Raw genomic sequence first — 21,544 nt, 5'->3', positions numbered from 1 at the left:
AAGCTGCAAGTGGCGTCAGCGTAATTGCGCTTCCGGCACGCTGAGGGTGCGCGGGATCAACCCGGCGTCCCAGTGAGTGATACCCCAGTTCAGCACTTCTCGCGGGGTGGCGTCGTCCAGTTCACTGCCGGGTATCTGGCCCAGTGCCCGCAATGCGCGCAGTAACAGGGCGGTGGCCTGATCTTCGGCCAGCGGCGGTGAGCGGTAGGACTTGCCCAGCTTGTTGCCGTCCGGCTGGGTTATCAAGGGCACGTGTAGGTAGCGTGGCTGCGGCAGCCCAAGCAACTCCTGCAGGTATAGCTGGCGTGGGGTGGAGTCCAGGAGGTCGGCGCCGCGCACAATATCGGTCACGCCCTGCCAGGCATCGTCCAGCACCACCGCCAGTTGATAGGCGTACAGGCCGTCACGCCGTCGAATCACGAAATCGCCGACCTCACGCCCCAGATGCTGGCGAAACTCGCCCTGTACTCGATCGTTGAAATGGTATTCCAGCTCCGGCACGCGCAGACGGATCGCGGCATTATCCTGGCCATGGCCAGCGTTGCGGCACAGCCCAGGGTAGATCCCGTGGTAGGGCTCCAGCTGTTTGCGCGAGCAGGTGCAGGCGTAGGCCAGGCCATGGTTGAACAGGCGATTCAGGACCTCGGCGTAGGCGTCATGGCGCTCGCTCTGGCGGACCATTTCGCCGTCCCATTCAAAGCCGTAGCTTTCCAGGGCCTTGAGAATCGCCGCCTGGGCGCCGGGCTCTTCCCGTGGTGGATCAAGGTCTTCCATGCGCAACAGCCAGCGCCCACCGGCGGCGCGTGCGTCCAGGTACGAGGCGAGGGCTGCCACCAGCGAGCCGAAATGCAGGTAGCCGCTGGGAGTCGGGGCGAAACGCCCGATGTATGAGGAGTTCGAGGCAGTCATGGGAGGGCGATTACATGCTCTGGTTCGGTCGACACGAGGTTGGCGCGTGCTGCGGGTTCAGGGAGCACCATCGGTTGAAATGCCAGAAACAAAAACGGAGCGTTCGCACGCTCCGTTTTTCACTCGGGCCGGCTGTTATTTGCCGACCTGTTTTTCCTTGATTTCGGCCAAGGTCTTGCAGTCGACGCACATGTCGGCTGTAGGACGGGCTTCCAGACGGCGAATACCGATCTCGACGCCGCAGGATTCACACCAGCCGTATTCTTCGTCTTCGATCAGTTGCAGGGTCTTGTCGATCTTCTTGATCAACTTGCGCTCACGGTCGCGGGCACGCAGTTCAAGGCTGAACTCTTCTTCCTGGCTGGCACGGTCGGCCGGGTCAGGGAAGTTGGCGGCTTCGTCTTTCATGTGGTCAACCGTGCGGTCGACCTCCTGCATCAAGTCCTGTTTCCACTTGTTCAGGATCTTGGTGAAGTGCTCGCGCATGGGCTTGCCCATGTACTCTTCGCCCTTCGTTTCAACGTAGGGTTCGAAGCCACTGATCGATTGGCTGCTCTGTTGCTTTGCTTGGGTGGGCATGAATGGACCGCCTCTACTCTTGTAATCCATTGCGCAGGATTGCTCCATCTCCGACGGTTGCCGGCCCTGCGCCTGCAAGCGGGCGAACTTACCAGAACAAGTCGGACCGCGCTACTCCCGGTTGTCGAGCCCCCAGCCCACGGCGCTTGCAGATCCTGGAGAGGGTTGCTCCGGCCAGTCCGAGGGCCTGGCCAAAATGTAATTTTAGTCAGTTTTTTGCCCCACGTTGGTGCTCATGGCTCCCGGCCATCGGGCGGAGCCAAGCGCTTTAGACTCTCTCCTCGCTCCCCGGTTGGGTAGAATCGAGCTTTTGTTCCCTCTCTTATTATATGAAGGAAGGCTAATGGCTCAGCCCTACAGTGCGCGCAGCCGCGCTATCGAACCTTTCCATGTGATGGCCCTTTTGGCACGTGCCAATGAATTGCAGGCCGCCGGTCGGGATGTCATTCACCTGGAGATCGGCGAGCCGGACTTCACCACGGCCGAGCCGATCATCCAGGCCGGCCAGGCCGCGCTGACCGCCGGTAAGACCCGTTACACCGCTGCTCGCGGCATTCCCGAGCTGCGCGCGGCCATTTCCGGCTTCTATCAACAGCGCTACGGCCTGGATATCGACCCGCAGCGCATCCTGATCACCCCGGGCGGCTCCGGGGCCTTGTTGTTGGCCAGCAGCCTGCTGGTCGATCCCGGCAAGCACTGGCTGCTGGCGGACCCGGGCTATCCGTGCAACCGGCATTTCCTGCGGCTGGTGGAGGGGGCGGCGCAGTTGGTGCCGGTTGGCCCGGATGTGCGTTACCAGCTGACTCCGGATCTGGTGGAGCGCTACTGGGATCAGGACAGTGTCGGCGCACTGGTGGCGTCGCCGGCCAACCCGACCGGGACCATCCTGACTCGCGATGAGCTGGCCGGCCTGTCGGCTGCGATCAAGGCGCGAAATGGTCACCTGGTGGTGGACGAGATCTACCACGGCCTGACCTACGGCACAGATGCCGCCAGTGTGCTGGAGGTGGATGACAGCGCCTTTGTGCTGAACAGTTTCTCCAAGTACTTCGGCATGACCGGCTGGCGCCTGGGATGGCTGGTGGCCCCGCCAGCGGCCGTCGGTGAGCTCGAAAAGTTGGCGCAGAACCTCTACATCAGTGCCCCGAGCATGGCCCAGTATGCGGCGTTGGCCTGTTTTGAGCCCGCGACCATCAGCATCCTTGAAGAGCGCCGCGCAGAGTTCGGCCGGCGGCGGGACTTTCTCCTGCCGGCGTTACGCGAGCTGGGCTTTGGCATTGCCGTCGAGCCCGAAGGTGCGTTTTACCTGTATGCAGACATCAGCGCGTTTGGCGGTGATGCCTTTGCCTTCTGTCGACACTTTCTCGAAACCGAGTCCGTGGCGTTCACCCCGGGCCTGGATTTCGGTCGGCATCAGGCCGGGCACCATGTGCGCTTTGCCTACACCCAAAGCCTGCCGCGCCTGCAGGAAGCGGTGGAGCGCATTGCCCGTGGCTTGCGGAGCTGGCAAGGCTGATGCGCTTTCATCCTCCTCTCGAAGAAGGCCGTCTGATACGGCGCTACAAACGGTTCCTGGCAGATATCGAGACCGCCAGCGGCGAGCTTCTGACAATCCACTGCCCCAACACCGGCTCGATGTTCAATTGCATGGTCGAGGGCGGGCAGGTCTGGTTCAGTCGGTCCAACGACCCCAAGCGTAAGTTGCCCGGTACCTGGGAAATCAGCGAAACCCCACAAGGGCGCCTGGCCTGTGTCAACACCGCGCGGGCCAACCCGCTGATTGAAGAGGCGCTGCGCGCCGGGCTGATCAGTGAACTCAATGGGTTTACAGCGCTCAAGCGCGAGGTGCCGTACGGCCAGGAAAACAGCCGCATCGATTTTCGTCTCGACTATGCCGACGGCCCGGCCTTTGTCGAAGTCAAAAGCGTGACCCTGGGGTTCGACGGCACGCCGGTGGCAGCTTTTCCGGATGCGGTGACCCAGCGTGGGGCCAAGCATTTGCGCGAATTGGCATTCCTGGCGCGCGAAGGCGTGCGGGCAGTGCAGTTGTATTGCGTCAACCTGAGCGGGATTGAGGCCGTGCGCCCGGCCCAGGAAATCGACCCGGCCTACGCTGCCGCATTGCGCGAGGCGGTGGCGGCAGGAGTTGAAGTGCTGGCCTATGGCGTGCGTCTGACGGCTGAAGAAGTCTGTGTCGAGCGGCGTCTGGAGGTCTTGCTCAACGGTTAAAGCTGGACCCAGACCCCCTGCTGATCTTCGCGGCAGGGGATGGCAGTCAGGGACTGGCCGGCGCAGGGGCCGGCGACGCATTCACCGTCCTCGATCAGAAACAGGGCGCCGTGGGTCGCGCATTGAATGAGGCTGGCGCTCTGATCAAGGAATTGGTCGGGCTGCCACTCCAGGGCCACGCCCCGGTGCGGGCAGCGGTTGGCGTAGACGTACACCTGCTGGTTGCGGCGCACGGCGAACAGCTTGACCCCGTCAAGCTCGAAGCCCCGGCTGCAAGCGTCGGGCAGGTCGTCATTGGCGCAAAGAAACTTCATTTCAATCCTCGGGCGCCGGAGGCTCTAAGCTCAGGCTGTCGGTGCGTTTTCGGGTGATTTGCTGAAACACGTCTGTGCTTGACTGCTAAATGCAAACAATTATCAAATAGCCGCTTCGCCCGTTTGTGGCGCTTGCTCATTTCGATGCCCGGGTTGCAGGGCATGTCACATGGACGGCGGCGTCATCGGCTCAATCTTCTATAGGAAATGCTTTTATGCGCCTGAGTGCCAGCGCAATCGCGCTCTGTATCGCAATGCTGGCCGGCCATGCCAACGCGGCCGATTTGCCGCAACGTTGGGTGAGTGCCGGCGGTGCATTGTCCGAGTGGGTCAGTGCGCTGGGAGCCGAATCGAAGCTGGTCGGTGTCGACACCACCAGCCAGCATCCGGAGTCGCTCAAGGCGCTGCCGAGTATTGGTTATCAGCGTCAGTTGTCCGCCGAGGGCATCTTGAGCCTGCGTCCGCAGATTTTGGTCGGCACCGAGGAAATGGGGCCGCCACCCGTGCTGTCGCAGGTTCGCAGCGCTGGGGTGCAGGTCGAATTGTTCTCGGCCCAGGCTGATCTGCCGACGCTGCAGCACACGCTAGAGCATCTGGGCCAACTGCTGGGTAACGAGGCCCAGGCCGCGCAATTGTTCCAGGGTTATCAGCGGCAGCTTGAGCAACAGCAGGCCAGCGTCAGCCAGGCCCAGGCCAAGCATGCGGCCCCGGGTGTGCTGTTGTTGCTCGGGCATGCCGGTGGCAAGCCGCTGATCGCGGGCAAGGACACGGCGGCTGATTGGGTATTACGCCAGGCGGGCGGCCGTAACTTGGCGACCCACAGCGGTTACAAGCCCTTTTCGGTGGAATCGCTGGCCAGTCTCAGCCCGGATGTACTGGTGTTTGCCGACCGCAGCTTGACCGGTGATGCGGCGCGCGCGGCCTTGTTCAAGGAAAACCCGATTCTGGCCTCCACCGCGGCAGCCAAGTCTGGACGCGTGGTTGAGCTGGATCCAACGCTCCTCGTGGGTGGGTTGGGGCCGCGCCTGCCGCAAAGCCTCAAGGTGCTGTCGGCTACCTTCTACCCTGATGCAGCGAGTGCGGCGAACTCCGCTCCATGAAGCCTCTGGTCAAACCTCGTAGTTTATTTATCGGCCTGAGTTGTCTCTGCCTGCTGGCGATCTGGCTGTCCCTGGCCCTGGGGCCGGTCAGCCTGCCTCTGCTGGATACTCTGCGCGCCGCCTTACGCATGCTCGGGCTGCCGATCGACGGCCAGGGCCTGGAGCAGGCCGAACTGATCCTTGGGCAGATCCGCCTGCCGCGTACCTTGCTGGGCCTGGCCGTGGGCGGGGTGCTGGCGTTGTCCGGGGTGGCGATGCAAGGCCTGTTTCGCAACCCGCTGGCCGATCCCGGGCTGGTGGGGGTCTCCAGCGGCGCAGCCTTGGGCGCGGCGCTGGCGATTGTCGGCGGTTCCCTGTTTGGTGGACTGCCGGAGGCCGTTGGGCCTTATTTGCTGTCGTTGTGCGCGTTTCTTGGTGGCTTGGGAGTGACCGCACTGGTATATCGCCTGGGGCGGCGTAATGGCCAGACCAACGTGGCGACCATGCTCCTTGCGGGCATCGCGCTGACTGCCCTGGCGAGCTCAGCGGTGGGGCTGTTCACTTATCTGGCGGACGACGCCACCTTGCGCACCCTTACGTTCTGGAACCTGGGCAGCCTCAATGGCGCCAGTTACTCGCGCTTGTGGCCATTGGTGCTGGTGAGCGCGGGCGTGGCGTTGTGGTTGCCGCGCCGCGCTCGGGCGCTGAATGCCCTGTTGCTGGGGGAGTCGGAAGCCAGTCACCTGGGCATCGATGTCGAGCGGCTCAAGCGTGAACTGGTGTTCTGTACTGCGCTGGGGGTCGGCGCGGCAGTTGCCGCCGCCGGGATGATCGGCTTCGTCGGGCTAGTGGTGCCGCACCTGATACGTCTGCTGGCGGGCCCAGATCATCGGACTTTGTTGCCTGCTTCGATCCTGGCGGGCGCCAGCCTGTTGCTGCTGGCGGACCTGGTGGCGCGCCTGGCCCTGGCGCCGGCCGAGTTGCCCATCGGTATCGTCACCGCCTTCATTGGTGCTCCGTTCTTTTTGTATTTGCTATTGCGAGGGCGTGCCTGATGTTGTGCGTACACAACCTGCATGTCCTGCGCGGCAAAAAAGCGGTGCTGAGGGCCATCGACCTTGAGCTCAAGCCGGGTGAAGTGCTTGGCGTACTAGGCCCCAATGGCGCGGGCAAGAGCACCTTGCTGGGGGCGTTGTGTGGTGAGTTACAGCCCGATCAGGGCCAGGTCCTCCTCGATCAGCGCGAACTGGCGCAATGGGGAGGCGCACAACGGGCCCAGCGGCTGGCGGTCTTGCCTCAACACTCAACGCTGGATTTTGCCTTTCGTGTGGAAGAGGTCGTAGGGATGGGGCGCTTGCCGCACCAGAGCGGGCGGGTCCGGGATGACGAAATCGTCCTTGAGGCCCTGCAAGCAGCAGACGCCGCCCATTTGCGAGGGCGCAGCTACCTCGCGCTGTCTGGCGGTGAGCGCCAGCGTGTTCACCTGGCGCGGGTGTTGGCTCAGCTATGGCCAGGGCAGGTGGGGCAGACGTTATTGCTCGATGAGCCCACCTCGGCCCTTGATCCCTTGCACCAGCACATCACCTTGCAGGCAATTCGGGCATTTGCCGATCGTGGGGTCGCGGTGCTGGTGATCCTGCATGATCTGAACCTGGCCGCGCGCTATTGTGACCGGGTGCTGCTGCTTCAGGGGGGCAGTCCCCATGCGCTGGACACTCCGGAGCAGGTCCTGCGCCCCGAGCCGCTCAAGGCGGTGTTTGGCCTGGAGGTGCTGGTGCAGGCACATCCGGAGCGCGGTCATCCCCTGATCATTGCTCGTTGAGCCATTTGCGGAGAGCGATCCATGCGCGGGCTGATAGGGTTACTCGCGGTACTGCTGGTTGCGGGGTGCCAAGGCGTGGCGCTGCCGCCGTTACCTGAGGCGCAGCGGGCCAGCGAGATTATTGAGTTGCGCAGCGGACGGTCACTGTCGGCTGCGGAGCTGGTCGAGCGACTGGCTCAGGCGCCCCGGGTGATTGTCGGCGAGCAGCACGACAATGCCGATCACCATGTCCTGCAACTGTGGCTGATGCGGGCACTGGCCAGCCAACGCCCGCAAGGCAGCCTGTTGCTGGAGATGTTGGTTGCGCAGCAGCAATCGCGGGTCGATACCGTGCGTCAGCAATTGAAGTCCCAGGGTTGGCCCGAGGATTTGCCGGCGGCGCTGGCCTGGCAGCCGGGCTGGGATTGGTCCTTGTATGGGCCGATTGTGCGCTTCGCCCTGGCGCAGCCTTATCCACTGCTGGCGGCCAACCTGGACGCCAGCGAAATTCGCCGTATTTATGCGCAGCCTCCGGTTCTGAGTGGCGTCCATGCCAACTCCCAGGCGGTCAAGGACCTTTTGCAGACCCAAATTCGCGATGCGCATTGCGGTTTGTTGCCCGAGAGCCAGGTGCCAGCCATGTTGGCGGTCCAGCAGCAGCGCGACCGGCGCATGGCCGAACGTTTATTGGCGGCGCCGGTTCCAGCACTGTTTTTCACGGGGGCTTACCACGCCCGCAAGGATGTGGGAGTGCCGGTGCACCTGGCCGATCTCGGCGCGGCCCAGGGCACGGCGGTGCTGATTCTTGCCCAGCAGGGGACACCGGTGGCTGCCGACAGCGCCGATTACGTCTGGTACACCGCACGGATGCCGGATCAGGATGACTGCGCGCCCTTGCGCAAATAAAACTCGGACGTTGTTACCAGGGACTTTTCCACAGGCAAAAAAAGACCCGGCAAGAGCCGGGTCAAATAACCGTGATTAGCCTGATGAGGAGATAATCTGAGAGTCCGAACCACTGGTCTTCCAGGTTATCGACTGATCTCGCGATCAGTTGTGATAATCATAACGATTCTCATTTCTATGTCAACAAAGGTTTTTCAAGTTTCTTTGATTTCTGCCAAACGCTCGTTTGGATTGCCCGTAAACAGTGGTCTCAGGCGCGGTTGCTCAGGGCGTGCAGCCGGGTGACTTCCTTGTTCAGCAGGTCGATGCGCCGCGCCATGCTCTCGATAAGGCTGTGGGCGATGCGCGGATTGCTCATGGTCAGGCTGAGAAACTGCTCCTTGGGAATCAGCATCACGGTGCTGGGCTCGCTGGCAATCACGCTGGCGCTGCGTTTTTCGCCGGTGAATACCGCCATCGCACCGAAGATTTCATCTTTGGGTACTTCACCGACGTTGTGACCGTCGACATAGGCCTGCGCATGGCCTTCGATGATCACGAACACATGGTCGGCCTCATCGCCCTGCTGGATCAGCACCTCGCCGGCGTCCACCCGCCTGAAGCCGTTGCTGCTGCGAAACTCCGGTGGTTTCAGCCGCGCCACCGCGTCCGCGAGCAGGGCGGTCTGGCCAAGCAGGTATTGCAGGAACAGCTCGGCACGCTGCTCGTCGGCGTAGATATGCTGGAACACCGCCGAACGCAGGTACGGAATCAGGCTCAACTCGGTCTCGCAGCGCAAATGCCAGGCTGGCTGCTCACTGCCGCGCCGTAGCCCAAGCAGGTCACCCTCATGCAGATAGAACAGCGGGCGCTGGTCGATGCTGGCCTGCACCTGGCCACTTTCGAGCAGGAACAACTGATGTCCCGCAAGCACACTGGAGAGGTCCTGGGTGGCGTCGATCAGCACGTGATCGCCTGCCGCAGCCAGGCCTTCCAGCAGCTGTGTCGGGATACTTTGCAGTCGATTGATCAGGCTGTCGGCATACGCCGGTTGTTCCCCCAGTAAGTACATGCAGCCCCCTCGCGAGGTCAGTTCTGATGGCGCGCGGAAATCGCTTCCAGCTGCCGGTTCAGCGCTTCTTTGCGCTCGGCCGGAATGTCGTTCCAATGCACATCCATCAATGCACCTTCAATGGCATACAGCAGAACTTTCGAGGCACGAAAGCCGCGGGTGCGTACAGCCCTGTAAGCATCCACCGCGCCCAGGCGACGCAAGTCCGACGCACTATGGATACCCACTGCATGCAGCCATTGTGCGGACGTCTTGCCAAGGTTTTTCAGATGTTGCAGTTCATCATTCATCAAGCCTCCTTGCGACGGCCGAATGGTGCGTGGGCAAGTCTCAGAGGAGTGTAGCGCTCAGTAGGAAAAGCGCTGTTCTTTGGTCGGTTTCAACGCAAATGCTTCTAAGCCGGACGCTGCGGGGTGCTCAGTGGGGCATTTGGGGGGAGGAAAGGAAGAGGCAAAGCGAGGAGTCCAGCGCAAATTCTGGGGCGCCGGACCTGTAGCAGCAGGTTGTTACTTGGTGCGATAACGCAGGCGGGTGCCGAAATTGACCGACATGAGAATTTCATCTGCCGTCAGTTCCGGAGGAAAGTAGGTCCCGGAGATCTGCGCATGGGACAGGCTCGCGCCTTCCATGGCCGAACTGCGCAAATCCAGGCCGCGCAAATCGGCGGAGCGGAAATAGGCGTCGGTGAAGTCGATACCCTCGGCGTTCAGATCGCGCAGGTCGAGGCCACGAAAGTCGCCGCCACGCATGTCGATCGGCTGGTCCGTTGGGCGTTCGCGGTTGAATCCGGTGATGTCATCTTTGTGCAGCAGGGCGTACAGCGGGGTGTCGAGAAGCTTTGGTTGGCTCATGGCAACGTCACCTGTTGGATTTATGACGCCATTATAGTGCCACTGTTTTTCAGCCGCGAAGTCTTTCCCTCTTCGCGGCTGAAATAGTTGCTTACAGGCCTGGCAGACGCTGGCGAATATTCGCCACCAGCGCGTCGAGGCTTCCGCTTTCATTGGTTTCCACGCGCTTGCTGCGCAGTACTTCTTCGGCGCTCAGCGGTTCGCGATTGGCCTGCTGAGCTTCGATGACGGCCAGGTTGGCATCCGATGGGTCGTTTTGATCCGCCTGACGCTGCGCCAACCAGCTGGCGATGACCGCGGGTGGAGCATTGCAGTCGATGATCAGGCAGGGCGCGCCAGTGGCTTCGGCCACCTGGGCCGCGGCATCGCGTTGCGCACGTTTGAGGTAGGTGGCATCGATGACCACCGGAAAACCGGCCCGCAGGATGATGTCGGCGATTTCGTGCAGGCGTGCGTAAGTCGCAGCACTGGCGTCGCTGCTGTAAATGCCGGCATTCGGGTCGTTTTGCACCTGCTGCTCACCGAACAGACGCTTGCGCTCGACATCGGAACGAAGGCGCACTGCGCCCAGGGCCTCGACCAGGCGCATCGCGACGTGGCTTTTACCGACAGCAGACACACCGCAGGTGATCGCCATGAACCGCGAAGGGATGGTGCTGTAGCTTTCCGCCAGGTTGGCGTAGTTGCGGTATTGGCGCAGGGTCGTGGCACGCTGCACCGGAGTGGCGTCGGCCGGCATGCTGAACAGGCTGACCTTGGCCCGGACCAGGGCACGGTAGGCTTTATAGAAGTTCAGCAACTCCAGGCCTTGATAGTCGCCGGTCAGCTCCAGGTACTGGCTGATAAAGCGGCGAGCGAGACTTTTCAGGCCACGGTCTTCAAGGTCCATCGCCAGGAAGCCGGTATCGGCATAGACGTCGGTGAAGCGGAACGGTTCGTTGAATTCGATGCAGTCGAAGATCACTACCTGGCCGTCGATCACGGTGGCGTTGCCCAGGTGGATATCACCGTGGCATTCGCGAATGAAACCGTCAGCCTTGCGCTGGGCGAACAGTGGCTTGAGGCGTTCGAAGCTGCTTTCGGCCCAGGCCTGCAACGCATCCAGTTGCTGCAGGTCAGCCTTGTCGCTGAGGAAAGGGCGGATCTGCTCGAAGTTCTGCCGCACCGGTGCCATCACGCTGTCCGGAGTGCCGGCTTCGTGATCGGCTGGAACACGCGGTGCGTTGAGGTGGAACTGGGCAATCTGCTTGGCCATCTGGTCGATATGCGCGGCGGTCAGTTCGCCGTTGGCTTGCAGTGTGCTGAGCAGTTGGCTTTGCGGGAACTGGCGCATTTTCAGGGCGTAGTCGACAACCGGCCCGCTGCCACCAAACTCTGGGGCCTCGGCGCTGCCGGTGATCGGCAGCACTTCAAGGTACAAATCTTCGGTCAGGCGCTGATTCAAACGCAGCTCTTCGCCACAGAAATGCTCGCGAGCCTCGAGGCCGGTGAAGTCGAGGAAGCCGAAATTGACCGGTTTCTTCACTTTATAAGCAAAGGGGCCAGTGAGCAGCACCCAGGAAATGTGGGTCTCGATGACCTGGAACCCGTCGACGGGGTGTGGATAAAGGGCCGGGTTTTGCAGGGCGGCGATCAGGGACTGGCTCACAGGCGATCCTTCAGAGACGGAGAAAATTCAAGGCCGTCATTATGGCCGCTCGGGGGGCTGACGCAAACCTCGGGACGCTCCTGTTGAGTATGAATAAAGTGCGTATAATCCGCCGCCATGACTCGTACTCGATCCCCTCGCTCCGCTAAAAAACGTCCCTCTGGTGGCCTGCGCCCCTGGCTGGGCTGGGCTCTTAAGCTCAGTCTGGTCGGCTTGGTGGTGCTCGCCGGCTTTGCGGTTTATCTCGACGCTATCGTCCAGGAGAAATTCTCCGGCAAGCGCTGGACTATTCCGGCCAAGGTCTACGCCCGGCCGTTGGAACTGTTCGTCGGCCAGAAGCTGAGCAAGGAAGACTTCCTCACCGAACTCGACGCTTTGGGCTATCGCCGCGAAAGCGTGGCCAACGGCCCGGGGGCGGCGGCCGTGAATGGCAATGTCGTGGATTTGAATACCCGCGGCTTTCAGTTCTATGAGGGCCTGGAGCAGGCGCAGCCGGTACGGGTGAGATTTTCCGGTGACTATGTAGCCGAGCTGGCGGGAGCCAAGGGGTCGAAACTGGCGGTGGTGCGCCTGGAGCCCTTGCTGATTGGCGGGTTGTATCCGAAGAACCTCGAAGACCGGATCCTGATCAAGATCGATCAGGTCCCGCCGTACCTGCTGGAAACCCTGGTGACCGTGGAAGACCGGGATTTCTACCATCACTTTGGCGTCTCGCCGAAGTCGATTGCCCGGGCGGTCTGGGTCAACACCTCGTCCGGAAAGATGCGTCAGGGCGGTAGTACCTTGACCCAGCAGTTGGTAAAGAACTTTTACCTGACCAACGAGCGCAGCCTGTCACGCAAACTCACCGAGGCCATGATGGCCCTGCTGCTTGAGATGCATTACGACAAGCGCGAGATTCTCGAGGCCTACCTCAACGAGGTTTTCGTCGGGCAGGACGGTCAGCGCGCGGTGCATGGTTTCGGTCTGGCCAGTCAGTTCTTCTTCAGTCAGCCGCTGTCCGAACTCAAGTTGCATCAGGTGGCTTTGCTGGTGGGCATGGTCAAGGGGCCTTCGGCCTACAACCCTCGGCGGTATCCGGAGCGCGCGCTTGAACGGCGCAACCTGGTGCTCGACCTGCTGGCGCAACAAGGCGTCGCCACGCCCGAGCAAGTTGAAGCGGCGAAGAAGATGCCGCTGGGCGTGACCAAGCGCGGCAGCCTTGCCGACAGCTCATTCCCGGGCTTCCTCGACCTGGTCAAGCGTCAATTGCGTGAAGACTACCGCGACGAAGACTTGACCGAGGAAGGGCTGCGTATTTTCACCAGCTTCGACCCGATCCTGCAGATGAAGGCCGAAGCCTCGGTCAACGACACCTTCAAGCGCCTGGCAGGGCGCAAGGGGTCCGAGGATGTCGAAGCCGCGATGGTCGTGACCAACCCGGAAACCGGAGAGGTTCAGGCCATGATTGGCAGCCGCCAGGCCAGCTTTGCCGGTTTCAACCGGGCGCTGGACGCAGTTCGCCCGATCGGCTCGCTGATCAAGCCGGCGGTCTACCTGACAGCGCTGGAAAAACCCAGCCAGTACACCCTGACCAGTTGGTTGTCCGATGAGGCGTTCTCGGTCAAAGGCGCGGACGGCCAGGTATGGAAGCCGCAGAACTACGATCGCCGCTCCCACGGTACGGTATTCCTCTATCAGGGCCTGGCTCATTCCTACAACCTGTCGACCGCCCGTCTTGGCCTGGAAGTCGGCGTGCCGAACGTGCTCAAGACCCTGGCGCGGCTGGGCGTTACCCGCGAATTCCCGGCATTCCCTTCGATGCTGCTGGGGGCGGGCGGCTTGAGTCCGATGGAAGTGGCGACCATGTACCAGACCCTGGCCAACGGCGGTTTCAACACGCCGATGCGCGGGATCCGCAGCGTGCTTACGGCCGAGGGCGAGCCGCTCAAACGCTACCCGTTCCAGATCCAGCAGCGTTTTGACCCAGGTTCGATTTACCTGATCCAGAGCGCCATGCAGCGGGTGATGCGTGAAGGTACTGGCAGCTCGGTCTATAACGTGCTGCCCAAATCCCTGGCGTTGGCGGGCAAGACCGGTACCAGTAACGACTCGCGCGACAGTTGGTTTGCCGGGTTCAGCCAGGATCTGCTGGCCGTGGTCTGGCTGGGGCGTGACGATAACGGCAAGACGCCGTTCACCGGTGCCACCGGTGCACTGCAGGTCTGGACCAGTTTTATGCGCAAGGCCGACCCATTGCCGCTGGATATGCCACAACCGGATAACGTGGTTCAGGCATGGGTCGATTCCCGGACCGGACAGGGCTCCGATGCCAACTGTCCGGGAGCGGTGCAGATGCCGTATATTCGCGGCAGCGAACCGCCTCCCGGCGCTGCGTGCGGTGGCGAAAGCCCTGCATCCGGCGACTCGGTGACGGATTGGATCAAAGGCTGGATGAACTAAGCGAAGAGGGTTTGACGTGAACAAGTGGTGGGTTCCAGCTATTACAGCTCTGGCTTTGCTCAACGGCTGCTCCAGTGTGCAGCGCGGTTCGATCCCGGTGGTCGATGCCGGTACTGCGGTCTCCAACAGTGAGCGGATTTCGGCTAACGGTGGCTTCCGGCAGACGACTATCAAGCGTCCGGCTCAGGCGCAGTCGCAAAATATCCCGCAGGATTCCGGCGTGGTGGTGATGGTGCCAGGAGGCGGTGCGACGACATCGGCCCCTATCAGCTCATCGCCTATTACCCCGGGTCCGATTATTCCAGGGCCGGTTGATTCGGCGCCGATCAACCAGGGCACCTACAACATGCCGTCGAGTTCGATCCCGTCGGCCAGCGCCGGCGGTTTGTCGGCGGACGAGCAGTTGGATGGTCCGGTGCTGGCCTTGCTCAGCACCGCCCAGCAACAGCAGGCCAGCGGTGACCTGAATGGCGCCTCGTCGAGCCTTGAGCGAGCGCAACGGGTAGCCCCGCGCGAGCCACAGGTGCTCTACCGCCTGGCGCAGGTGCGCATGGAGCAGGGCGACGCGCCTCAGGCCGAACAGTTCGCTCGCCGTGGGCTGACCCTGGCTTCCGGTCGTCCGGCCCTGCAGGCTAGCTTGTGGGGGCTGATCGCCCAGGCGCGAGAGAAGCAGGGCGATGCCGCCGGCGCCGCGCTGGCTCGTCAAAAAGCCAAGGTCGCACTCTGATGGATGGGCGCTTTCCCGAGATCGCCGAACAGTTGCTGCTGATCGAGCGTGAACTGCGGCTTCTGGGGTTGTGGGATGAGGTTTCGCCCAGTGCCGAAGCCTTGTCCAGCCAAGAACCGTTCAGCGTCGACACGCTGGATTTCGAGCAGTGGCTGCAGTGGATTTTCCTGCCGCGCATGAAACTGATTCTGGAGCAGGACCTGCCGTTGCCCAATGCCTCGGGCATTCAGGAAATGGCCGAGATGGTCTTCGCCAGTCGGGACATGCAAGGCCGGGATCGGCAGTTGCAGGTCTTGCTCAAAGAGTTCGATCAACTGATCGTCGCCACGCGTTGAACCTCAACCGCCAGTTTTCACTGGCGGTTTTTCTTTGGGCGTCGGACGCCTGACTCAGGCTCCTGGTCTTTCAAGCCGCGCACATTTTTACCGGTCAGAGTTCAGTGGCGTGCAGCTCATGAGAGGTGTCCGCCAAGGCTTGCGGGTTCGCAGATGTCCCAGACCTGCGAGAGATTGCGCAATTGAGACTTACGCAGTTGCCGTTTTGAGGTTTTTTCTTGCGTTCTCATGCGCTTAGTTCGAATTAAGTACATTGACGTCTTGACTTGGAGAGGGCGAAACAGAAGAATCTCAAGTCCGCTGTAGAGGGACTGCCAGAAGCAGGCCCACTCAGCAGATCATGAGGCGCATATCCGCGCCGACCTGCTACACCCGCAACGCGTTACCTCGCGCTGGGTGGGAAGCCCCCGCAACACTTTGGGGCGCTCCCAATACTTGCTCAGTCAGTGCTGACGTAGTCGGCGACCACCGTCGCTCATGCTCTGCTGAGAAGTAAACCTATTAAGACCCGCCTCCTTTTGAGGGCGGTATTCTGGCGTTTTAGAGGTGAACAACGTGGAGCTTTTATCTGGCGGTGAGATGCTCGTCCGCTTTTTGCGTGACGAAGGCGTCAAATATATCTATGGGTACCCAGGTGGTGCTCTCCTTCATGTCTACGATGCCCTGTTCAAAGAACCGGAAGTGACCCATATCCTGGTTCGTCACGAACAGGCTGCTACCCATATGGCTGACGGCTATGCCCGTGCCACCGGTAAAGCCGGCGTGGTACTGGTGACTTCCGGCCCTGGCGCGACCAATGCCATCACCGGTATCGCCACTGCCTATATGGACTCGATTCCAATGGTGATTATCTCCGGTCAGGTGCCCAGCACCATGGTCGGCACCGACGCGTTCCAGGAAACCGACATGATCGGTATCTCCCGGCCGATCGTGAAGCACAGCTTCATGATCAAGCACGCTTCGGAAATCCCGGAAGTCATGAAGAAAGCCTTCTACCTGGCGCAATCCGGTCGTCCGGGCCCGGTGGTGGTCGATATCCCTAAAGATATGACCAACCCGGCTGAAAAGTTCGAATACGTTTTTCCCAAGAAAGCCAAGCTGCGCTCCTACAGCCCGGCGGTCCGCGGTCACTCCGGGCAAATCCGCAAGGCGGCAGAAATGCTCCTGGCGGCCAAGCGTCCCGTGCTGTACGCAGGGGGTGGGGTGATCCTCGGTGGTGGTTCCGCACCGCTGACCGAGCTGGCCAAGATGCTCAATCTGCCCGTGACCAATACCTTGATGGGCCTGGGCGCCTATCCGGGTACTGATCGGCAGTTCGTCGGCATGCTCGGCATGCACGGCAGCTACACCGCCAACCTGACCATGCACCATGCCGACGTGATTCTGGCAGTGGGTGCGCGCTTCGATGACCGTGTTATCAACGGTGCGCCGAAGTTCTGCCCGAATGCCAAGATCATCCATGTCGATATCGACCCGGCTTCCATCTCCAAGACCATCAAGGCCGATGTGCCTATCGTGGGTCCGGTGGAGAGCGTCTTGACCGAGATGGTCGCGGCACTCAAGGAAATCGGTGATTCCCCGAACAAGGACACGGTTGCCAGTTGGTGGAAGCAGATCGAAGAGTGGCGCGGTGATCGTGGCTTGTTCCCTTATGACAAGGGTGACGGCAGCATCATCAAGCCGCAGACCGTGATCGAAACCCTGTGTGAAGTGACCAAGGGCGATGCCTATGTTGCTTCCGACGTGGGCCAGCACCAAATGTTCGCGGCGCAGTACTACAAGTTCGACAAGCCTAACCGCTGGATCAACTCCGGCGGCCTGGGCACCATGGGCTTCGGTTTCCCGGCGGCCATGGGCATCAAGTTGAGCTTCCCGGATGCCGACGTCGTCTGCGTGACAGGCGAGGGCAGTATCCAGATGAACATTCAGGAACTGTCCACCTGCCTGCAATATGGTTTGCCGGTCAAAATCGTCATCCTGAACAACGGTGTTCTGGGCATGGTTCGCCAGTGGCAAGACATGAGCTATGGCAGCCGTCACTCCCATTCCTACATGGAATCGCTGCCTGACTTCGTCAAGCTGGCTGAGGCCTATGGCCACGTTGGCATGCGTATCAGCGACTCGAAAGAATTGAAGTCGAAGATGCAAGAGGCGTTTGCCATGAAGGATCGCCTGGTGGTGCTCGATATTTCGGTCGACACCAGCGAGCACGTCTACCCGATGCAGATCAAAGACGGCTCGATGCGCGATATGTGGCTGAGCAAGACGGAGCGTACTTAATCATGCGGCACATTATCTCCTTGCTTCTGGAAAACGAACCGGGCGCTTTGTCTCGTGTAGTCGGCCTGTTTTCGCAACGTAACTACAACATCGAAAGCCTGACCGTGGCCCCGACCGAAGACCCGACCCTGTCGCGTCTGACGCTGACCACTGTCGGCCACGATGAGGTGATCGAGCAGATCACCAAGAACCTGAACAAACTGATCGAAGTGGTCAAGTTGGTCGACCTGTCGGAGAGCGCTCATATCGAGCGTGAACTGATGCTGGTCAAGGTCAAGGCCACCGGCGCCCAGCGCGCCGAGATCAAGCGCACCACCGATATTTACCGTGGGCAGATCGTAGATGTCAGCGCCAGCGTGTATACCGTTCAATTGACCGGTACCAGCGACAAGCTCGACAGCTTCATTCAGTCCATCGGCACCGCCTCGATTCTGGAAACCGTCCGTAGCGGCGTAACCGGCATTGCTCGCGGCGACAAAGTACTCAGCATCTAAACCAAATTAGCGAATGGCCTGAACGGCCTGGATATATAGGGGAAATTCATGAAAGTTTTCTACGATAAAGACTGCGACCTGTCGATCATCCAGGGCAAGAAAGTTGCCATCATTGGTTACGGTTCCCAGGGCCACGCTCAAGCGTGCAACCTGAAAGACTCTGGCGTTGACGTTACTGTTGGCCTGCGTAAAGGCTCGGCTACCGTTGCCAAGGCTGAAGCTCACGGTTTGAAAGTGACTGACGTTGCTTCCGCTGTTGCTGCTGCCGACCTGGTCATGATCCTGACCCCGGACGAGTTCCAGTCCTCGCTGTACAAGAACGAAATCGAGCCGAACATCAAGAAAGGCGCCACCCTGGCCTTCTCCCACGGCTTCGCGATCCACTACAACCAGGTTGTGCCGCGCGCTGACCTCGACGTGATCATGATCGCGCCGAAAGCTCCGGGCCACACCGTACGTTCCGAGTTCGTGAAGGGCGGCGGTATTCCTGACCTGATCGCTATCTACCAGGACGCTTCGGGCAACGCCAAGAACGTTGCACTGTCTTACGCCGCAGGCGTGGGCGGCGGCCGTACCGGCATCATCGAAACCACCTTCAAGGATGAGACTGAAACCGACCTGTTCGGCGAACAAGCCGTTCTGTGCGGCGGTACCGTTGAGCTGGTCAAGGCCGGTTTCGAAACCCTGGTTGAAGCTGGCTACGCGCCAGAAATGGCCTACTTCGAGTGCCTGCACGAACTGAAACTGATCGTCGACCTCATGTACGAAGGCGGTATCGCCAACATGAACTACTCGATCTCCAACAACGCCGAGTACGGCGAGTACGTGACCGGTCCGGAAGTGATCAACGCCGAATCCCGTCAGGCCATGCGCAACGCCCTGAAACGCATTCAGGACGGTGAGTACGCGAAGATGTTCATCAGCGAAGGTGCAACCGGCTACCCTTCGATGACTGCCAAGCGTCGCAACAACGCTGCACACGGCATCGAAATCATCGGTGAGCAACTGCGCTCGATGATGCCGTGGATCGGTGCCAACAAGATCGTCGACAAAGCCAAAAACTAAGTCGCGAACTTGCACGGAAAACGCGGCCTAGGCCGCGTTTTTTCGTTTGGTGGGCTGGTTCTGGTATAAAGCTGCATCGTTTGCGATGCGAACCGTTGTTGCAGACACCTGTCGAAACTTTCCACACCGTTGCAAGGTAATGTCCATGAGCGAACGTCCCGAAGAGCCAAACCAGGCCTCTGACGCCGAAAGCCTGCTACCGATCGATGAGCATGTCGAAGAAGGGCATGATGCTGAAGGCCGTAAAGTCCGGCATCGTGGTATCTATCTGCTGCCGAATCTGTTCACCACTGCGAACCTGTTCGCGGGGTTCTACTCCATCATCAGTTCCATGAGTGCGCAAAGTGCAATGAGTGCGGGCGACTCCGTTGCCGCGAGCAAGTACTTTGCCTTCGCCGCCATTGCGATTTTCGTCGCCATGGTGCTCGACGGTCTGGACGGTCGCGTTGCCCGGATGACCAATACCCAGAGCGCCTTTGGCGCCGAATACGATTCTTTGTCTGACATGGTCGCGTTCGGTGTCGCCCCGGCCTTGCTGGCATTTGGCTGGGCCTTGGGCGATATGGGCAAGGTCGGGTGGATGGTTGCCTTCATCTATGTGGCTGGGGCGGCGTTGCGCCTGGCCCGGTTCAATACCCAGGTCGGGACTGCCGACAAGCGTTACTTCATCGGTCTGGCCAGTCCGGCAGCGGCGGGTGTCGTGGCGGGGATTGTCTGGGCGTTCAGCGACTACGGGATCCAGGGCTCGAAGATGTCGTTCCTGGTGGCGCTGCTGGTTGCGGCGGCCGGCATGCTGATGGTCAGCAACATCAAGTACAACAGCTTCAAGGAACTGGACCTCAGGGGGCGTGTGCCTTTTGTGGCGATCCTGGCGGTGGTCCTGGTGTTTGCGGTGGTGTTCAGCGACCCGCCGCGTATTCTGCTGCTGGTTTTCCTCGCCTATGCGGCCTCTGGCCCGGTTCAGTACTTGTTGCGCCTTCGTCGGCATAAAAGCGGCGAGTGATGTAATTTCCCCCATACTCCGCAGTCTATTGGTGCATCAGTTCTCCAATCCTGCGGAGTTGCCATGTTGATCAAAGTGCCAAAGGCGTCTGACTGCAAAGAGTCGGACGTCACCCCGGAATCCCTCTATTTCTCTCGACGCACCCTGCTGGGCGGAGCGATGGCCGGCCTGGCGGTCAGTGGCCTGCCGCGTTGGGCTAGCGCCGCTGAGGCATCGCGTTATGCGGATGTCGAGGCGGACAGGGCGCCCTCGTGGTTCGCCGAAAAGTTGCCAGCCACACACTGGCAGGCGGTGACGGTCAAGGACGAGGCGATCACACCCTTCAAGGATGCGACCCACTACAACAACTTCTATGAATTCGGCACTGACAAGGGGGATCCGGCGGCTAACGCGGGATCGCTGAAGACCGAGCCCTGGAGTGTGGTGATCGACGGTGAAGTGGCCAAGCCAGGTCGCTATGCGCTGGAGGACTTCATGAAGCCCTACGCATTGGAGGAGCGCATCTACCGTCTGCGCTGTGTCGAGGCTTGGTCGATGGTGATCCCCTGGATCGGTTTTCCCATCTCGGCGTTGCTCAAGCAGGTCGAACCAACCGCCAGCGCCAAGTTCATTCGTTTCGAAACCCTGCAGGATCCTAAAAGCATGCCCGGTCAGCGTTCAGGTTTCGCCTTGATCGACTGGCCTTATGTAGAGGGCCTGCGTCTGGATGAAGCGATGAATCCGTTGGCGATCCTCGCCGTCGGCATGTACGGGCGTGAGCTGCCCAATCAGAACGGTGCTCCACTGCGGCTGGTGGTGCCGTGGAAATATGGTTTCAAGAGCATCAAATCCATAGTGCGTATCAGTCTGGTGAGCGAGCAGCCGAAAACCACCTGGCAGAGCATTGCGGCCGATGAGTACGGCTTTTATGCGAACGTGAATCCCACCGTCGACCACCCGCGCTGGACCCAGGCGCGGGAACGGCGTCTGCCCAGCGGCCTGTTCAAGCCCAATGTGCGTGAAACCCAGATGTTCAACGGTTACTCGGATGAGGTCGCCTCCTTATATAGTGGCCTCGATTTGCGGACGAACTACTGATGCGTTATCCGCTCTGGCGCGTGGCGGTATTTATCGCAGCGGCGGTATGGCCGCTGTATTGGCTATTCCAGGCGGGAGACTCGGCGCTGGGGCCGGATCCTGGCAAGGTGCTGGTTGATCGCCTGGGGCTGGGTACTTTGATTCTGCTGTTGATCACCCTGGGCATGACCCCTTTGCAAAAGCTGACGGGGTGGGCTGGCTGGATTGCGGTGCGACGGCAACTGGGTTTGTGGTGTTTTGCCTATGTGGTGCTGCACTTGAGTGCCTACGCCGTGTTTATCCTCGCGCTGGACTGGTCGCAGTTGGGTGTGGAGCTGCGCAAGCGGCCTTACATTATTGTCGGCACCCTGGGTTTTGCAGGATTGCTGGTGTTGGCGGTGACATCCAATCGCTACAGTCAGCGTCGGCTCGGTAGTGGATGGAAGAAGTTGCACCGTTTGGTCTACGTCATTTTGGGGTTGGGTCTGTTGCATATGCTGTGGATCGTTCGTGCCGATCTCAAGGAGTGGGCGATCTATGCCTTTATAGGGGGGTTGTTATTGGTGCTGCGCATACCCCCTGTAACGCGCCGGATACCCCGCTTAATAGCTAAAAAGTCATCTTCTGCAACAAAAGCGTAATTAACCCTTGACGGCAGATTCTGGAAGTCTATAATTCGCCCCACTTCCGGCGCAGTCGAAACGGAAAACTCCTTGGTAAACAAAGAGTTACGCGGTTTTCGACAGCGAGCTGCTTCAGATCATCGAAGCCCAGA

Annotated in this window: 22 protein-coding genes; 15 read left to right on the top strand and 7 right to left on the bottom strand. The window is 60.6% G+C overall.

What is annotated here, in order from left to right; translation table 11 throughout:
- Positions 1 to 15: 15 nt before the first annotated feature.
- Complete coding sequence (gene gluQRS / locus AC19YX_RS28875) at positions 16 to 909, bottom strand: tRNA glutamyl-Q(34) synthetase GluQRS (RefSeq protein ID WP_421549023.1); 894 nt, start codon at positions 907 to 909, stop codon at positions 16 to 18.
- A 135-nt stretch (positions 910 to 1,044) separates the two neighbouring features.
- Positions 1,045 to 1,488: an RNA polymerase-binding protein DksA gene (gene dksA / locus AC19YX_RS28870; protein WP_020296495.1), complete on the bottom strand. Its 444-nt coding sequence runs from the start codon at positions 1,486 to 1,488 to the stop codon at positions 1,045 to 1,047.
- 343 nt (positions 1,489 to 1,831) lie between these two features.
- Here dksA and AC19YX_RS28865 point away from each other — a divergent pair, with 343 nt between their 5' ends.
- Positions 1,832 to 3,004, top strand: a complete 1,173-nt coding sequence (locus tag AC19YX_RS28865) for a pyridoxal phosphate-dependent aminotransferase (RefSeq protein ID WP_078471797.1) — start codon at positions 1,832 to 1,834, stop codon at positions 3,002 to 3,004.
- Positions 3,004 to 3,717 (top strand): DNA/RNA nuclease SfsA, encoded by a 714-nt coding sequence (gene sfsA, locus AC19YX_RS28860; RefSeq protein WP_500607626.1) that lies wholly within the window; start codon positions 3,004 to 3,006, stop codon positions 3,715 to 3,717. The genes AC19YX_RS28865 and sfsA overlap by 1 nt, the downstream gene beginning before the upstream one ends.
- Here sfsA and AC19YX_RS28855 read toward each other — a convergent pair.
- On the bottom strand, positions 3,714 to 4,031 hold the full coding sequence (locus tag AC19YX_RS28855; protein WP_078471799.1) for a Rieske (2Fe-2S) protein: 318 nt from the start codon (positions 4,029 to 4,031) through the stop codon (positions 3,714 to 3,716). The genes sfsA and AC19YX_RS28855 overlap by 4 nt on opposite strands.
- Positions 4,032 to 4,246: 215 nt before the next feature.
- Between AC19YX_RS28855 and AC19YX_RS28850 the strand changes: the two genes are divergently transcribed.
- From AC19YX_RS28850 to AC19YX_RS28835, 4 genes are read left to right on the top strand one after another with little or no spacing between them, the layout of a single operon-like run.
- A complete protein-coding gene (locus tag AC19YX_RS28850) occupies positions 4,247 to 5,131 on the top strand; it encodes a heme/hemin ABC transporter substrate-binding protein (protein ID WP_500607625.1) in 885 nt (294 codons plus the stop codon).
- 50 nt (positions 5,132 to 5,181) lie between these two features.
- Positions 5,182 to 6,165 (top strand): FecCD family ABC transporter permease, encoded by a 984-nt coding sequence (locus AC19YX_RS28845; protein ID WP_178102972.1) that lies wholly within the window; start codon positions 5,182 to 5,184, stop codon positions 6,163 to 6,165.
- On the top strand, positions 6,165 to 6,932 hold the full coding sequence (locus AC19YX_RS28840; protein ID WP_500607624.1) for a heme ABC transporter ATP-binding protein: 768 nt from the start codon (positions 6,165 to 6,167) through the stop codon (positions 6,930 to 6,932). Before AC19YX_RS28845 ends, AC19YX_RS28840 begins: the two co-directional genes overlap by 1 nt.
- Positions 6,933 to 6,953: 21 nt before the next feature.
- Entirely contained in the window at positions 6,954 to 7,817 is an 864-nt protein-coding gene (locus tag AC19YX_RS28835) for a ChaN family lipoprotein (RefSeq protein ID WP_500607623.1), read from the top strand.
- A 250-nt stretch (positions 7,818 to 8,067) separates the two neighbouring features.
- Here the strand turns inward: AC19YX_RS28835 and AC19YX_RS28830 are convergent, their stop codons facing one another.
- The 4 genes from AC19YX_RS28830 to AC19YX_RS28815 form a co-directional block, all read right to left on the bottom strand.
- Positions 8,068 to 8,868: a Crp/Fnr family transcriptional regulator gene (locus AC19YX_RS28830; protein ID WP_500607622.1), complete on the bottom strand. Its 801-nt coding sequence runs from the start codon at positions 8,866 to 8,868 to the stop codon at positions 8,068 to 8,070.
- A 17-nt stretch (positions 8,869 to 8,885) separates the two neighbouring features.
- Entirely contained in the window at positions 8,886 to 9,158 is a 273-nt protein-coding gene (locus tag AC19YX_RS28825; RefSeq protein ID WP_020296504.1) for a TfoX/Sxy family protein, read from the bottom strand.
- Positions 9,159 to 9,374: 216 nt separating this feature from the next.
- Positions 9,375 to 9,719: a pentapeptide repeat-containing protein gene (locus AC19YX_RS28820; RefSeq protein ID WP_078471807.1), complete on the bottom strand. Its 345-nt coding sequence runs from the start codon at positions 9,717 to 9,719 to the stop codon at positions 9,375 to 9,377.
- Between the two features lie 91 nt (positions 9,720 to 9,810).
- Positions 9,811 to 11,367 carry a bifunctional aminoglycoside phosphotransferase/ATP-binding protein gene (locus AC19YX_RS28815; RefSeq protein ID WP_078471808.1) on the bottom strand — a complete coding sequence of 519 codons (1,557 nt, stop codon included), beginning with the start codon at positions 11,365 to 11,367 and terminating at the stop codon, positions 9,811 to 9,813.
- 117 nt (positions 11,368 to 11,484) lie between these two features.
- On the opposite strand from AC19YX_RS28815, the gene mrcB reads away from it, so the two are divergent.
- The 9 genes from mrcB (at position 11,485) to msrQ (ending at position 21,410) form a co-directional block, all read left to right on the top strand.
- Positions 11,485 to 13,809: a penicillin-binding protein 1B gene (gene mrcB, locus AC19YX_RS28810; RefSeq protein ID WP_500607621.1), complete on the top strand. Its 2,325-nt coding sequence runs from the start codon at positions 11,485 to 11,487 to the stop codon at positions 13,807 to 13,809.
- 16 nt (positions 13,810 to 13,825) lie between these two features.
- Positions 13,826 to 14,536, top strand: coding sequence for a tetratricopeptide repeat protein (locus AC19YX_RS28805; RefSeq protein ID WP_078471811.1), 711 nt, complete (start codon positions 13,826 to 13,828; stop codon positions 14,534 to 14,536).
- Positions 14,536 to 14,871 (top strand): YqcC family protein, encoded by a 336-nt coding sequence (locus AC19YX_RS28800; protein WP_020296509.1) that lies wholly within the window; start codon positions 14,536 to 14,538, stop codon positions 14,869 to 14,871. The genes AC19YX_RS28805 and AC19YX_RS28800 overlap by 1 nt, the downstream gene beginning before the upstream one ends.
- Positions 14,872 to 15,426: 555 nt before the next feature.
- Positions 15,427 to 17,151 (top strand): acetolactate synthase 3 large subunit, encoded by a 1,725-nt coding sequence (locus AC19YX_RS28795; protein ID WP_078471830.1) that lies wholly within the window; start codon positions 15,427 to 15,429, stop codon positions 17,149 to 17,151.
- 2 nt (positions 17,152 to 17,153) lie between these two features.
- The gene (gene ilvN / locus AC19YX_RS28790) at positions 17,154 to 17,645 is read left to right on the top strand and encodes an acetolactate synthase small subunit (RefSeq protein ID WP_003176102.1); all 492 of its coding nucleotides are present in this window, start codon (positions 17,154 to 17,156) and stop codon (positions 17,643 to 17,645) included.
- A 48-nt stretch (positions 17,646 to 17,693) separates the two neighbouring features.
- On the top strand, positions 17,694 to 18,710 hold the full coding sequence (ilvC, locus tag AC19YX_RS28785; protein ID WP_003228216.1) for a ketol-acid reductoisomerase: 1,017 nt from the start codon (positions 17,694 to 17,696) through the stop codon (positions 18,708 to 18,710).
- A 145-nt stretch (positions 18,711 to 18,855) separates the two neighbouring features.
- Positions 18,856 to 19,713: a CDP-diacylglycerol--serine O-phosphatidyltransferase gene (gene pssA, locus AC19YX_RS28780; protein ID WP_020296511.1), complete on the top strand. Its 858-nt coding sequence runs from the start codon at positions 18,856 to 18,858 to the stop codon at positions 19,711 to 19,713.
- A 63-nt stretch (positions 19,714 to 19,776) separates the two neighbouring features.
- Positions 19,777 to 20,790 carry a protein-methionine-sulfoxide reductase catalytic subunit MsrP gene (msrP, locus tag AC19YX_RS28775; RefSeq protein WP_500607620.1) on the top strand — a complete coding sequence of 338 codons (1,014 nt, stop codon included), beginning with the start codon at positions 19,777 to 19,779 and terminating at the stop codon, positions 20,788 to 20,790.
- Complete coding sequence (gene msrQ / locus AC19YX_RS28770; RefSeq protein WP_421549031.1) at positions 20,790 to 21,410, top strand: protein-methionine-sulfoxide reductase heme-binding subunit MsrQ; 621 nt, start codon at positions 20,790 to 20,792, stop codon at positions 21,408 to 21,410. The genes msrP and msrQ overlap by 1 nt, the downstream gene beginning before the upstream one ends.
- Positions 21,411 to 21,544: the final 134 nt, after the last annotated feature.

The organism is Pseudomonas sp. MF09150 (assembly GCF_059862355.1).
The sequence above is the reverse complement of the archived record's forward strand: the minus strand, read 5'-3'. Positions and strand labels throughout refer to the sequence as shown.